This is a genomic window from Sulfitobacter sp. SK011 (genome assembly GCF_003352065.1).
Lineage (GTDB): Bacteria > Pseudomonadota > Alphaproteobacteria > Rhodobacterales > Rhodobacteraceae > Sulfitobacter.
In genome coordinates this window covers 233,124-246,044 of the sequence record NZ_CP025803.1, presented here as the reverse complement: position 1 = coordinate 246,044, position 12,921 = coordinate 233,124, and the positions used below count along the sequence as shown (strand labels likewise).

The following is a 12,921-nucleotide window of genomic DNA, read 5'->3' as shown; positions in this document are numbered from 1 at the left end:
TACCCACAATGCCACTATCTGACTTACAAATACGCAAAGCAAAACAACAAGATAAGGTGTATCGCCTTAGCGACGGTTGGGGCCTGCATTTGGCAGTGAAGCCCTCTGGCTCAAAACTGTGGCAGTTGCGATACCGTTACCTCGGAAAAGAGAAAACATTCAGCATCGGCCAGTATCCCGTGATCTCGCTGGCTGACGCACGAAAGAAGCGTGATGAAGCCAAGCTGCTCATCGCAGAGGGCAAAGACCCCTCAGTTGAAAAGCAGCTCACTCAAATCGACGCCGAGACAAGAGCCCGCATGACCTTCAAAGAAGTCGCCGACGAATACTATGAGAATCTTGTAGACCGTGGCCTGGCCGTTGCTACCCTGCGCAAGAAGCGCTGGCATATCGAAGACCTTGCCAGGCCGCTGCATACGCGCCCGATAGACCAGGTCACAGCGGCAGAGCTGTTGCATCTCTTGAAACCCATTGAACGAAGTGGTCGGCGAGAAACAGCAAAGAAGTTGCGCTCAACTATCTCAGCGATTTTTCGGCTCGCCATGGTGACCATGCGAGCCCCGGCTGACCCGTCAGCGGCGCTCAAGGACGCCCTACTGCCCCCTAAAGTGAGAGGACGAGCCGCCATCACAGATGAAAAGGAATTTGGCCAACTACTTCGTCGGTTGGATGAATACACTGGTTGGCCAGTGATACCAGCAGCAATGAAGTTCCAAATTTTGACGTGTACTCGCCCTGGTGAAGCCAGAGGCGCACGTTTGCATGAGTTTGATCTTGAAAACCGTACTTGGACCATACCGCCAGAACGAATGAAAATGCGCCGGGAGCACAAGATACCGTTGTCTAGCCAAGCTTTCAATATTGTGAGGGAGAATTGGTCTGAGATTAAGGGCATGGAACTGCTATTTCCCTCACTAATTTCCAACCGCAAGCTGTTGTCTGAGAACGCCTTCAACACGGTGCTGAGGCGGCTGGGATATTCAGGTGATGAGGTGACGGCCCATGGTTTCAGGGTGACGGCCAGCACCATCTTGAACTCGCGAGAGTTCAACCCAGACGTGATCGAAGCGGTGCTTGCACACCAAGACACTAATGCGATCAGGCGGACATACAATCGAACAACTTACTGGGATCAACGGGTGGAGCTGATGCAGATTTGGGCCGATCTTTGTGATGAATTCAAGGCCTAAACCGAGTTATTGATCAACCTTCACCCAGTGTGAACACGGATCGAAAATCCTCGTGTCGGTGGTTCGATTCCGCCCCGGCACCACTAAATGAGACTTATAGTTTTCTTGAAATTCTTAGGCTCGTAATAGGCTCTGAATTTTCTCTTTGAAAGCATTCTTGCTGACCTCTTCGACTTGAGCACTATTCAGATATTCGAACTGTTTGACTTGAAAACGGGCCTCTCGCCAACCGAACTGAGGGCTGCTACCCTTTCTCTGCCTAGGTAATGTCGTAACCTTGGGCATCGCGATGCTCTTCAGAGATGGAGAGATCGTGATGAGGATACTTTCAAAACCCCAACTGAAGGAGTTGGTTCTGTATTCACCGCAACATGTCGCACGTCTGGAAAAGGCAGGCCTATTCCCCAAGCGGGTACAGCTGGGCCCGAACAGAGTGGGATGGGTCGAGGATGAAGTGCTGGACTGGCTTCAAACACGGATGGAGGGTCGCGAGGAGGCCTGACCGACACTCCTCATGTAGGAGTATGGGTGGCCGGAGGTGCACACTTCGGCCACCCGTTTTCGACCAAGAGGTTCAGCCGGTCTTCAGACCAGATCGGGACAACAGCACTGGCGCGCTTTGGCATCTGGCCCAATTGTTCTCATAATGGGAACCGATGGTGGTTTGAGCGGCCCTGTCATTCGGCATCACTTGCGCGCAGAAAAGGTTTTTTGCCGGGCCACCAAACTGGCCAACCAAGTCCAGAAACCGCTGTTCATTGCTGCGTCGCGAGAACACCCATAGAATTAACACCGTCGCCTTGAGGCCATAGTTGGCGCGGTGAATGTTCTGTTCAATCATCTGTCGGTACATCTCAATCGATGAGGCATAACTCTTGCGGGCCGCACTTGATGTCTTGGGTTCGGTTCCGCGATCTACTTCCAACATGAAGGCGCGATATCTACCACCGTAATCCAAGGCAAAAAGCTGATCCGGGATCAGTTTGCGACGGCCAATCGGAATAGTGAGGAAAGCTTGCTTGATGGCGAGGATTTCATGGGCTGGGATATACCGCACGTCATCCTGCGCTGCCGCGATCTCAATCGCGCTGGTCACGCTGGAGACGGCAGCTCCATGGCCCCAATGCCCTGTTGGCCGCACGGCGGGTTCGGCCAGGCCGAGATCAATGAGATGAGCGCGCGCCTGTTTGGTCAGGTCATAGATGTAGGGGTTGAAGTCGGCGTGCTCGGTGAATCGCTGTTGACGCGGTAGCATCAAAAATCCACCGGCCCGCAATTTCTGCAATTGCCGCAGGCTTGTATCCCTGCAGCGGTGCGTGTCTTTGGTGAGTGCATGTAGATGCGCAGAGTTTAGTGGCCCGTGACGCTCAATATGCTTGAACCAGCGGATTTCACGAGGCGTGGGGCGCACATCGGCCAATGGAACGATGTGATGGAATGTTGCGCGCCCCAGGCTGTCGGTTTTTTTCTTGTGCTGCAGTGAATCTGTGTGGCTCATGTCGCCAGATTAGGCGGGCTCAAAGCTCTGGCGAAGGGTTCGCGGGATCGTCGGGTTCGTTTTCTTCTGGTGGATTCGGCCGCGTCTCATCCGATGTTCCGCTGTCTTCAGCCTTGCTCTGCCATGGTTCCGCATAGGCGTTGCGGCTGTGTTCCCGGATTGCATCAATCTCAGCTTTTGTGGCGCGTTCCCGATTTTCCATAACAAAGAATGGAACGCTGATGGGCACGGCGCGGTCGGTTAATCCCCGCACAAAGGTGGCAAAAGTGCCCTTGGGCTGGCGCTGGATCAGATCGGCATCACACGACATTTGCCCCGCCAAGGCGCGCGCATCACGGGCTGAGACACCTCCGGCGAGTTTGATTGACGTGTTGGCTTCAAATGCTTCTTGCAGCCCGTTGCTGAGCTGGCCCAGGAACTGGTGCGCCATGATCATCCCGACGCGGTATTTGCGCGCCTGACTGAGGATGATGCCAATGTTCTGGTCGAAGTAATCATGCGCCTCATCGATGTAGATCATGGCAGGCAGGCGATCGCGCGCGGGCAGCGTGGCACGCTCTTGGGCGGCCTGAGTGATCAGAGCAATGAAGAAGCGGCCGAAGATCTCGGTGCCCTGTTCTTTCAGTAGTGATTTTGAGGTGTTGATCAGGATCAGCTTGCCTGCGTTCAATTCAGTGAACATGTCGAACTTCGACTGCGGGTTGGTAAACATCCGCTCGAAGGTCTGATTTTCCAGCACGCCATAGAGACGGCGCAGCACTTGCGTTTTGGTGTTGGTGAATTCCTTGCTGTCGAACTCGGTTTCAAAGAATCGGCGCGGCGTGCCTTCCAGCTTGGCAATGTGATCGCGGTACTTTTCCGTGCCGCCGGGTTCCATCAGCTCGCGTAAGGTGTGGATCGTCGCGTCAGGAATATGAAACATCAGGCGCGTAACATAGCGAAAGACCACGGATTGCTTGGCGGTCATGCCCGCTGACAGCAGCGATCCCAGAACAAAGTCATAAAGCTCAATGATGGAATTGGTCAGCCGCTCACGTTCGAGGGCGTTGTAGTTTTCAAGGCGACCCTGGCCAACGGAGAACAGGTTGAGGCTGACCGGAAAGGCGATGTCTTCTGGATCAATCAGAACAATCCGTTCGGGTGGCAGGGTTTTCGCCTTCAGGATTGTATTGATCAGATCGCCCTGGCTGTCGATCACCACGACCGATTTGTCACCCCGCACCACATCTTCCAGATCGTTCGCCAGGAAGTATTGCAGGGTCTGGGTTTTGCCGTGACCCGATCCAGCCACAATGTGCATGTGTTCAAACCGGCTGTTTTCCGGGATCTCAAATGGGGTTCTGAGTCGGAACAATTCTTTCAAATGAGTGCCTGCCAGATAGGTCTCCACAACATCATCGCCCTTATAGTCGCTCGGGAAGATCGGCTGGGTGCGATTGGTCCGACTGAGATTAGCGTCAATCCGGTCCCGTAAGCGCTTGAAGTGGTTGTAGTCAGTGTCAGCAAAAAACGGTGCGATGACATTCTGTACCGCCTGCCCCAGTGGGTGCACAAACTGGGTCACATCGACCAGCACGTCGCCCTCAATCGGCGGCACGGCCTGTGCAATGGTGCCCAGGCTGTCCGAGATGACATCTAGTGCAGTCAAAACCATGACCCGGTCGCTGCGGGCCTGCCCGGATCGCGCCAGCATGTCGCGATACCGCGCGCCCTCAACGGTGTTGCAGAGTGCAGGCATTGGTGGGATTTCTGGACTCAAACCTTCGTCATTGAGCAAGGCGCGACCGATCTGCAACAATTGGATTTTGAGAGCCTCTGGCGTGTCTGGCGGCCAGTGATGCGACAGGGCTGCATCGATCTCAGCGTCGCTCAGGCGCACCTGTCCGCTCAGCGCGTGGTTGTAGAGAATTTCCGTTTCCTCGCGGGCCAGACGTTCCAGCCGTCGTGGGCTTTCTTTGTAGAGCCGATAGAAAACATAGGCCGGAATGCCGACCAGCAGAACCGGCGTAAGGATAGCCGCTAGGGCAAGAATGCCGGAGATAACAAAGAAGGACAGGATTAACCCACTGAAGTCATCCGAGTTTGAGCCTGCCATCAGATTTCCACGACGGTGCGCGTGCCGGTTTCGGCATTGTCATCCAGCCAGGCCTTCATTTGCGCCATCACCGCCAGAAGGTTTTCTTCATAGATCTTGGATTTCGAGGGCGTGGCGCAGAGGAAACGATCAATCCGCCCATCCATCAGATGTTCGACGCGCAGCTCGAACTTTTCATCGCGGGCATCGTTTTTGGCATCCGCTGGACGACGATCCACCAGCTTCGTTTTGAGCAAGCTACGTTGTTTGATGATCTGTTTTTCCTCATGGGTAAAAGCGACCATCAAATGCACCTCATGATAGGTCTTCTTAAAGATGAAACCCTTTCGAATGACTTCATGGGAGATGGAAACACGCATGTGAATTCAGTCTCGAAGGGTTTCGGCGTCTTCGTAGAAGACGACGTACATATCATCCGCGAAAGCGGATGAAGTCATGGTTTCAAAACGGCGTTTCATGTGATGATATGTTCCCAAATGTTCAGAAATGGCCCCCCATACGCGATCCTCATAGAGGTTGGGGGTATCGTATGGGGTTGAGGTCATGGACTTTGTTTTGGTTCGAGGGAGGAGGAAACGTTCTCCATTTTTTCGATGTGCCGTTTCGCGCTACCGAACTCGAAAAACCCTATTTTTCCGACAAAGTATTTACCGCCCTCGACTCTGATTTTTTCTCCTCTGTAGTCTATGATCTCTTCAGTGGATTCTGCCTTTTGCAGTCTGATGAGCTGCGACTTGGCTAGCTCGGGGTCCTCTTCCGACGGTGTCGCTGAGTCAGCAAATGAACTCTTGGGGTCAGGTGCAAATTCTTTCTGCGCCGCCGCTGCGAAAGTCTGTGGCACTGCACCGTGAAGCTTCAATCCTTGCTTCGATACTTCTAGCTGGTCACGCGAAATACTCAGCATCTGCTGCGTGTATTCGGCTGTATCTACGGTTGCCCGGCCCATTTGTACAAAGGCGACAAGGATAAGTCCTGTTATGCCAATACCGATGCCTGGAACCATCGCAAGCAGCCCTGCGCCACTGCCACCATACTGAGAGGCCCCCGCAGCACCGATCAGTGCCACAATCACTCCGACGACAACCACCGACCATGCCATGAATGCCAGAAAGCTAAAAAGTGATCTGGCAGCTTCGTATGAACGCATTGAAAATTCCTTTAAAAACCAATTCGGACACCCTGCGGCGTACAAGCAAAACGTGTCAATGTAATTGTCGGTTCTGAACATATCACTCGGAGGCCGCGAGTGCGCTCTGAGATCATTGATGACGCCAAAATTCTGCGAAGGTGGTCACACATCTCGTTTCAGATTTTAGACAAGGTGTTCCTGAGATAGGCGCGGATGGGATAGACGTTTTGGTGGTATCTCCAACGGGCTGCTAAGCTTCAGTGGTCGATGAAACGCGTGTTTGGTTGGTATCTCAATTGGCCAAGAAACCTTTTGATTGCCTTGGCCGTAATGGCAGGTTCAAGAATACGGCCCCTCACGCAAGAGGGGCCGAAAGTGCACTATAAAACGAAATCAATTGCGGCTTGCGCTTTCGCTGCAGCAGTGAAAATGGCTTTCTTGTCATTTTTCAGAACAGACAACCAGTTTCCCAGGTATTGCGCATGATCTTCGCGAGGCGATGAGGAGATACCGAGCCTAGCGCAGAAGAACGCGGAGCCAATCTCGGCCACAAGCTCTTCCATTGCGTAGGCTGCATTTCCGAACCTGTTGCGCAAATCCCGATCGCATCGGGACGGATGCCCCGTCCAGTGCGTCAGCTCATGCAGCAACACAGCAAAGTAGTTTTCGCTGCGCGTGCCAGAGACGGTATCAAAGAACCGCCTACTCTCAGGCATGGTGATCCGGTCGTCGGTGGGGCTGTAATATGCTTGTGCACCAGCCTCCCGAATATCCACGCCGGTCTTTGCGATCATCGCATCAATCACCGCGATACGTTCAACCGGCTCGGCAGAACCCGTTAGCGCTGGCAGGTCGTACCCGTCCACCTGGTCGGCATTGAAGACATTGAAATACTTCAACACGCGGTAGGATTCATCTTCACCATCGGCGCGCTCTCTCGTCACTTGTTTGTAGAAGATGACAGGGGTCGATTTCTGCCCCTTCTGCACCGACGCGCCTTTCTCGCGCCACTGCCGATACGTGCCCCAGATGCCGGTTGCGAACCCCTGTACCTGTGCCGTGACCCAGAGATTGATGATGTTTACACCGCCGTATTCGCTGCCAGAAGCGATGTTGCTTGGCACCGTATTTGTGCCAGTTCGGTTCCAGGGCATGATTGGCTTCCCTGGATCAGCCTCGATGGAAGACACCAACGTATTGGTGACTTCCGCGTATATATCGCGTGCCATTGCAGTCTCCGATTTTTGTGGGGAACACCTGCACATATGATACCATTTCGGTGGAATTCTCGCCATTCCACCAAGCGGCCCAAAAATGAAGCAACACATTGTAGTTAATGTATAAAACGCAAGAAATGGCTGATCCTTTTCACCCATCTAACCCTTGAGACTTTGGTTAGATCGATGTCCGAAACATGTGAGGCACATCCAACGAATGGCGACGAATTGCTGAGATTGCAGCCAATAACGTGCCGCGAGCATCACGGTGAGACTGGCTGGGCCATACGACTTAGCCGTCGTCTTCGATTTGAACCGCCATTGAGAGAGCCTCGAAGTAAATTGCATTCACGGGTTCCGCTTCCCAGATTTTGGGCGTTTTTGGCAGCCAAGGGGTGATGGCAGGAAAGCGTTTCGCCAGAACCTTAGCTTCGTCATATTTGTTGGCAAACTGCTGGTTGCGTTGTACCAGATGATGCGGGGTGGCGCTGTCGGTCAATTCCTGCACCAGGGCATTTAGAATCTCTAGTGAGCTCCCGGATTTGCGCGTTGGCTTGAACGGATCCTCAGTCACCACAAGATCCGGCTCAAAACGGGCCACAGCTCTGCGTAACAGGGATCGGCCCTTGGGCGCTGACAGGCTCGCCGCCCGTGAACACTGCCAGTCCTTCAACCTGCCATCGATCAGAAAAATGTAAGCCACTTTGCCGGAGGCAACGGCGACACTGAGAATGCGCTTTCGTTTAGTCGTCATAGACCGCGCTGTGATCTTCTTCCAAACGCGCTCTCAGACCGTCCAATGTCCGTTTCCTGTTGTTGGCGGGCCCATAATGGGACTGCGGCTCTGGCAAGTCAGAGAGGTGACAAAAGACATCTGCTTTGACCTCATCAAATATCCCGGCAAAGAGACTTTCGAAGCTGCGGCCATAGATCATCGACAAGGTGCAGATATCACGCACGCTTGGGCGCTGTCGGCCATTCTCAAGGTTTGAGATTTTGGTTTTGTTGGCACCCATGAGATGAGCGCAGTCGACCTGTCTGAGCCCCGAATTTCGTCGGGCCGCCCTCAGGTCGAGGGTGAATTCCTGGATCATAAAAATGAACTTATGTGAAGCTGGTATATCCCCAGTTTACAGCAAGTAGAAAAATCGCAAAGCCCCGACCGGATTCAAAAACGGCAACCATCCCAATCTGTCTTACCTACTCCGATCACTCATGGCGTTCGGTTTGGTATCGGAATGGTGAAACCATTCCGAACGCCAGGAATCAGAGCAGGCAGTGGTTCTAGAGCGTTAAGGTTTTCAGAGGAAATCTTAGTCGATTGCAGGGCAAATGCTACAGGTATTGCGGCCAATGGACCGCAACAGGCACAACGCATGCCACCAGCAAAGATGACTCTTTGCCAAAGACTCGGTAGAATGTGTAACGGAGCCAAACGGCGGGCAGGCCGCCTGAACAGCTTCAAATCTTCCTCGTCAATGTCCGCGATCCGAATTACCGTCCTTGCACCTAAGCCGGTGTTTTCGACACCTTCATGAGCCAGTATTCTGGACCCATGACTGAAGAACAACGCTTTGAACAATTCATTGAGCTGTGCAAACGCATCTTCGAGCGCATGGAGCGCGAAGGGTCGTGGCCCTGGCCGGAGGAAGAGATCGACAAGCCGCCCAAAGAAGGCGGCACTATTACCAGTGAATAACGAAAACCACATATGACCACATGTTTTGGATACACCCGCGTATCCACCGCCAAACAAGGCGAAGGGGTTTCCCTGGAGGTCCAGAAGGAAGAAATTACCCGCTACGCTGAAAAGCACGGGCTGACGATATCGCGCTGGTTTGAAGAAAAAGAAACCGCAGCCAAATCCGGGCGACCGGTCTTCAATGCCATCATGCGCGATCTCAATAATCACAAGGCTGATGGGCTGATCGTCCACAAGATTGACCGCTCTGCGCGCAACTTTCGCGACTGGGCCAAAATCGGTGAATTGTCAGACCAGGGCGTTGCCATCCATTTCGTCACTGAGAGCCTGGATTTCCAGTCCCGCGGCGGCAGGCTCACAGCAGACATCCAGGCGGTGATTGCATCAGATTATATCCGGAACCTGCGGGAAGAGGCCATCAAGGGAATTCGGGGACGGTTAAAACAGGGACTCTATCCCCACATGGCACCGCTTGGGTATTTGAACCAGGGCGGTGGCAACCCAAAAACACCGGATCCGGCACGTGCGCCATTGATCACGGATGCGTTTACTCTCTATGGCACAGGAAAATTTTCTATTCGCGGGCTGTGTGATGAAATGGACAAGCGAGGCTTGCGATCGAGAGCTGGCAAAGCTTTGACCCGCACGAGTATGGAGCAAACGCTTTCCAATCCGTTTTATTGTGGGATCGTTCGGGTCCGAAAAACCGGTGAGACTTTCAAAGGCGTTCATCAACCTTTGATACCAGCCTCCTTGTTCCAGCGGGTTCAGGATTTGAAGTCAGACAAGTATCACAGAAAAAAGTTGCGACACTTCCACACCTACCGAGGTCTGTTTGTATGTGCGGCTTGTAGCAACAAATTGATCGCAGAACGACAGAAAGGGCATGTGTACTACCGGTGCCACACAAATGGCTGTGTCACACAATGTATACGAGAGGAAATCATTGAGAGAGAGGTGCAATACGGATTCGAACAAATAAGCTTCTCAAAGCCCAATTTTGAGCGGCTGAAGGGCAACATTACAACCTGGTTCGAAGACCGTCGACATGCGTTTGGCACCTCCAATGCGTTGACCCTGCGAAAATCGGAAATCAAGGCGCGGATCGGCACTCTCACAGATGCTTTGATCGATCGACTAATCGACAAGGAGGCGTTTGCCGAGCGCAAACAGCACCTTCTGATTGAATGTCAGAAAATTGATGACCAACTAGAAAAAATGAATGATTTGACCGCCGAAGCTGACAAGCTCGCCAAATTTCTCGAACTGGTAAAAAGCCTTGCTGAGCTTTACCAAATTGCAAATCCGTCGGAAAAACGATTGATCGTGGAATTGGCAACCTCGAACCGATTGGTGGACGGAAAAAATGTAGCGTTGCAGCCTTCAAATTGGCTTCTGACAGTCGATATGGCTGTGACTGTCCTATGCGGTGGGGATTACCGGGACACAGATCGAACCCCTACGCAGGTGCATGAACGACAACTTGAGAAGTTATGTGAGGCTTTGGCTGAAGTTCAAATTGATGATCAGCTGCCAAGAATGATGGAAATCTTCGATCATTATATTGGAAACTCCCCCATTTCCACAAAGAAAAAGAAAACGACACAGCTCGGATTTTGACTTCAGGCATCCGGTGGTGGAAATCCTTCCGCAACAGTCCCGGTCAGTTCTTCCCAAGCTCAATCAGGTCGTTCAATCCTGGCGATTTCTCAGCAAAAATGGCCCGCCCCATTGGGACAGGCTAGTCACTCAAAACAACGCCATCTGCTCCTCATCTGGGTCGCCAATCCCATAGATGTGCCGGGCCATGGCGAGGGTTTTTGTGCCCGAATAGAGTGGTTTCTCCGTATGGTGGTTCACAAGATGCCACCCGCCCCAAATCTTCAGGCCTGCCGCCTGATGTGCGACGTCGAGACGGCCCGGCCCGCAACTGCCACCGAAGATCCCGAGGACGTGTTCGATAGCGGTTGTCAGCACTGCGTCCGACATCCCTTTTGCAACCTCGTCCGCATACCATTTGGGGAGGGCGCGTGTGGCAATACGGAATGCCTCTTCCTTATCGGCTTGGGAAAGCGGGCGTTGTTCGCGCACCGTCAATACTCGCTCGCCCGCATGATGGTCAGGACCCGATGGGTGATATCCGGGTTCGCCTTGTCTGGCGAATGTGCGCTCAGGGTCAGATCGAAATAATCAATTTTCCAGAACAGCTTTTCGCCATTGAGGATGAGTGCGCCGAAATCATGCTCGCCATGCGGGTCGTTTTCCACGTTGAACTGGTCAAAATCAGCGACGGCTCGTCTTGCTTTGATCAGGTACTCTTCACCCCTGTTTTTGAGGCCTGCTGTCACCACGACAGTCACATGCTCCCCGTGACCTTGTCTGACGGCATCATTAAGCCGCACGATGCGGTTCAGGCGGAACTCTTTGTCGAGCTTCCAGAAAGGTGCAGCTTCAGACCCGCAGTCATCGCAGACGTAAGTGTCACAGACCGTTTTGAGGGTCCATGTGCGGGTCAGCAGGCTCCAACAGGTTTCACCATCGCGAACGATATGGGTTTGACCACAATCACTGCAGACCGGGTAGACCCCGACAAAACCCTCGATTGCCGTTTCAGCAATTTGTCCCATGATCATCTCCTTCTCGTAGGGTGGCCGCCCGAAACCATTTCAGGCGCACCCCTCGACAGGAGATGTGTGGAACCAAAGATCTGATCTGACCTCAGGATATCAAAGGCCCGACATCCACAAAGCCCACCTAAGGTGCAGAAACGACAACCGCCGGATTGAAACGGGAGGCAGTGTTTTGTGCTGAGTAGGCATGCCTCACACTGAAGGCATGACTTGGAACCGAGACAGCGTCGCCACAATCGGGACCGCCTACAGTCGCTATGGGAACAGGCCGTTTGGCATCCGCCTCGCGGACCGACTTCAGCATATCTATATCCTGGGCCAGACCGGGACCGGTAAATCCACCCTGTTGGGCAACCTGATGCGCCAGGACCTACGCCAGGGCCACGGGTTTTGCCTTGTTGATCCGCATGGTGATCTGGCACAGCAGATTGCGCAAATTTCGCCTCCCGATGCCATCATCTGGAATATTGCCGATCCCGACTGTCCTTTTGGCTACAACCCGATGACACGGGCATCGGAAAAGTTCCGACCCCTCATTGCATCCGGTCTGATCGATACGCTTAAAAAGCAATGGGCCGATGCCTGGGGTGCGAGAATGGAGCATCTTTTGCGCTATTCGATCTTGGCGCTGCTGGATCAGCCAAGGACCGATGTCCGCGACATCATGCGGATGTTTCTAGATGATGGGTTTCGCAGAGAGATCCTGACGCAGGTCACAGACGAGCAGGTTCGCCTGTTCTGGAAGAAAGAATTCCCTGCGATGAATTATAAGAACGCCGCCGATGGCGTGGCCCCAATTGCCAACAAGCTTGGTGCGTTTCTGGCCCATCCTGTGGTGCGTCGCGCCCTATGTGAGCCCGAAACCCCATTGCGGTTGCGCAAGATCATGGACGAGGGGCGAATCCTGATCGTCAATCTCGCCAAGGGCCAGCTTGGCAGTGATACCTCCAACGTATTGGGTGGGATGATAACATCCGGTTTGGCACATGCCGCCTACAGCCGACACAACGTCCCGGAGCCAGAGCGCCGCCCGTTTTTCCTCTATGTGGATGAATTCCATTCGTTCACCACCGACGCCATGGTCGAAATGCTGTCTGAGCTCCGCAAATATGGCTTGTCGCTCACGCTGGCCAATCAGTATTTGGGGCAGATTGACGGCGATGTATTGGACTCGATCCTCGGCAATGTCGGCACGGTGATTGCTTTTCGCACCAGCCCGATGGATGCACCACGCCTCACACGGCACTTTGATGGAGTTGAGCCGCGTGATTTGATCGCTATGCCTAACTACAGAATGATGGTGCGGCTGATGGTCAACGGAGAGCGGACGACGGCGTTTTCCGCTTGGGGTACATGAGCAACGACCTTTTGAAAGCGAGACCTGATGGGGTCGTCTAATCGCATGGTGTTTTGCAAGTACTTTTTCTCATAATCCAGCAATCGCGGTACCTTTTCGGGCT

15 protein-coding genes are annotated in these 12,921 nt (G+C 53.3%); 5 read left to right on the top strand and 10 right to left on the bottom strand.

Features of this window, described 5'->3' with window-relative positions; all coding sequences use genetic code 11:
• Positions 1-8 precede the first annotated feature (8 nt).
• Both C1J02_RS01125 and C1J02_RS01120 read left to right on the top strand, forming a co-directional pair.
• Entirely contained in the window at positions 9-1,190 is a 1,182-nt protein-coding gene (locus C1J02_RS01125) for an integrase arm-type DNA-binding domain-containing protein (protein ID WP_114876765.1), read from the top strand.
• A gap of 316 nt (positions 1,191-1,506) precedes the next feature.
• Positions 1,507-1,692: an AlpA family transcriptional regulator gene (locus tag C1J02_RS01120; protein WP_015500682.1), complete on the top strand. Its 186-nt coding sequence runs from the start codon at positions 1,507-1,509 to the stop codon at positions 1,690-1,692.
• A 72-nt stretch (positions 1,693-1,764) separates the two neighbouring features.
• Here C1J02_RS01120 and C1J02_RS01115 read toward each other — a convergent pair whose 3' ends face one another.
• The 8 genes from C1J02_RS01115 to C1J02_RS01080 form a co-directional block, all read right to left on the bottom strand.
• Positions 1,765-2,688: a replication-relaxation family protein gene (locus C1J02_RS01115; protein WP_114876764.1), complete on the bottom strand. Its 924-nt coding sequence runs from the start codon at positions 2,686-2,688 to the stop codon at positions 1,765-1,767.
• A gap of 19 nt (positions 2,689-2,707) precedes the next feature.
• Positions 2,708-4,783 carry an ATP-binding protein gene (locus tag C1J02_RS01110; RefSeq protein WP_205389843.1) on the bottom strand — a complete coding sequence of 692 codons (2,076 nt, stop codon included), beginning with the start codon at positions 4,781-4,783 and terminating at the stop codon, positions 2,708-2,710.
• Positions 4,783-5,142: a hypothetical protein gene (locus C1J02_RS01105; protein WP_114876763.1), complete on the bottom strand. Its 360-nt coding sequence runs from the start codon at positions 5,140-5,142 to the stop codon at positions 4,783-4,785. The genes C1J02_RS01110 and C1J02_RS01105 overlap by 1 nt, the downstream gene beginning before the upstream one ends.
• Positions 5,143-5,148: 6 nt before the next feature.
• Positions 5,149-5,328: a hypothetical protein gene (locus tag C1J02_RS01100; RefSeq protein ID WP_114876762.1), complete on the bottom strand. Its 180-nt coding sequence runs from the start codon at positions 5,326-5,328 to the stop codon at positions 5,149-5,151.
• Positions 5,325-5,930, bottom strand: a complete 606-nt coding sequence (locus tag C1J02_RS01095) for a hypothetical protein (RefSeq protein WP_162798201.1) — start codon at positions 5,928-5,930, stop codon at positions 5,325-5,327. The genes C1J02_RS01100 and C1J02_RS01095 overlap by 4 nt, the downstream gene beginning before the upstream one ends.
• A 362-nt stretch (positions 5,931-6,292) precedes the next feature.
• A complete protein-coding gene (locus C1J02_RS01090) occupies positions 6,293-7,288 on the bottom strand; it encodes an ArdC family protein (RefSeq protein WP_205389842.1) in 996 nt (331 codons plus the stop codon).
• A 133-nt stretch (positions 7,289-7,421) separates the two neighbouring features.
• Positions 7,422-7,730 (bottom strand): hypothetical protein, encoded by a 309-nt coding sequence (locus C1J02_RS01085; protein ID WP_205389841.1) that lies wholly within the window; start codon positions 7,728-7,730, stop codon positions 7,422-7,424.
• 142 nt (positions 7,731-7,872) lie between these two features.
• Positions 7,873-8,223, bottom strand: a complete 351-nt coding sequence (locus tag C1J02_RS01080; protein ID WP_114876758.1) for a helix-turn-helix transcriptional regulator — start codon at positions 8,221-8,223, stop codon at positions 7,873-7,875.
• Positions 8,224-8,684: 461 nt separating this feature from the next.
• On the opposite strand from C1J02_RS01080, the gene C1J02_RS20755 reads away from it, so the two are divergent.
• Entirely contained in the window at positions 8,685-8,828 is a 144-nt protein-coding gene (locus C1J02_RS20755; protein ID WP_162798200.1) for a hypothetical protein, read from the top strand.
• Between the two features lie 12 nt (positions 8,829-8,840).
• Positions 8,841-10,451, top strand: coding sequence for a recombinase family protein (locus tag C1J02_RS01075; RefSeq protein ID WP_114876757.1), 1,611 nt, complete (start codon positions 8,841-8,843; stop codon positions 10,449-10,451).
• A gap of 129 nt (positions 10,452-10,580) precedes the next feature.
• Here the strand turns inward: C1J02_RS01075 and C1J02_RS01070 are convergent, their stop codons facing one another.
• Positions 10,581-10,922 (bottom strand): hypothetical protein, encoded by a 342-nt coding sequence (locus C1J02_RS01070; RefSeq protein WP_114876756.1) that lies wholly within the window; start codon positions 10,920-10,922, stop codon positions 10,581-10,583.
• A gap of 2 nt (positions 10,923-10,924) precedes the next feature.
• Positions 10,925-11,458: a DUF3768 domain-containing protein gene (locus C1J02_RS01065; RefSeq protein ID WP_114880295.1), complete on the bottom strand. Its 534-nt coding sequence runs from the start codon at positions 11,456-11,458 to the stop codon at positions 10,925-10,927.
• 190 nt (positions 11,459-11,648) lie between these two features.
• Between C1J02_RS01065 and C1J02_RS01060 the strand changes: the two genes are divergently transcribed.
• The gene (locus tag C1J02_RS01060) at positions 11,649-12,818 is read left to right on the top strand and encodes a type IV secretory system conjugative DNA transfer family protein (RefSeq protein ID WP_254693177.1); all 1,170 of its coding nucleotides are present in this window, start codon (positions 11,649-11,651) and stop codon (positions 12,816-12,818) included.
• Positions 12,819-12,921: the final 103 nt, after the last annotated feature.

What these genes read in the sequence shown, in the direction of transcription:
- C1J02_RS01110 (WP_205389843.1), bottom strand. Translation starts at nt 4,783, where the DNA reads ATGGCAGGCTCAAACTCGGATGACTTCAGTGGGTTAATCCTGTCCTTC.
- C1J02_RS01090 (WP_205389842.1), bottom strand. Translation starts at nt 7,288, where the DNA reads ATGGGTGAAAAGGATCAGCCATTTCTTGCGTTTTATACATTAACTACA.
- C1J02_RS01100 (WP_114876762.1), bottom strand. Translation starts at nt 5,328, where the DNA reads ATGACCTCAACCCCATACGATACCCCCAACCTCTATGAGGATCGCGTA.
- C1J02_RS01115 (WP_114876764.1), bottom strand. Translation starts at nt 2,688, where the DNA reads ATGAGCCACACAGATTCACTGCAGCACAAGAAAAAAACCGACAGCCTG.
- C1J02_RS01105 (WP_114876763.1), bottom strand. Translation starts at nt 5,142, where the DNA reads ATGCGTGTTTCCATCTCCCATGAAGTCATTCGAAAGGGTTTCATCTTT.
- C1J02_RS01120 (WP_015500682.1), top strand. Translation starts at nt 1,507, where the DNA reads ATGAGGATACTTTCAAAACCCCAACTGAAGGAGTTGGTTCTGTATTCA.
- C1J02_RS01080 (WP_114876758.1), bottom strand. Translation starts at nt 8,223, where the DNA reads ATGATCCAGGAATTCACCCTCGACCTGAGGGCGGCCCGACGAAATTCG.
- C1J02_RS01125 (WP_114876765.1), top strand. Translation starts at nt 9, where the DNA reads ATGCCACTATCTGACTTACAAATACGCAAAGCAAAACAACAAGATAAG.
- C1J02_RS01095 (WP_162798201.1), bottom strand. Translation starts at nt 5,930, where the DNA reads ATGCGTTCATACGAAGCTGCCAGATCACTTTTTAGCTTTCTGGCATTC.
- C1J02_RS20755 (WP_162798200.1), top strand. Translation starts at nt 8,685, where the DNA reads ATGACTGAAGAACAACGCTTTGAACAATTCATTGAGCTGTGCAAACGC.
- C1J02_RS01065 (WP_114880295.1), bottom strand. Translation starts at nt 11,458, where the DNA reads ATGGGACAAATTGCTGAAACGGCAATCGAGGGTTTTGTCGGGGTCTAC.
- C1J02_RS01060 (WP_254693177.1), top strand. Translation starts at nt 11,649, where the DNA reads ATGCCTCACACTGAAGGCATGACTTGGAACCGAGACAGCGTCGCCACA.
- C1J02_RS01075 (WP_114876757.1), top strand. Translation starts at nt 8,841, where the DNA reads ATGACCACATGTTTTGGATACACCCGCGTATCCACCGCCAAACAAGGC.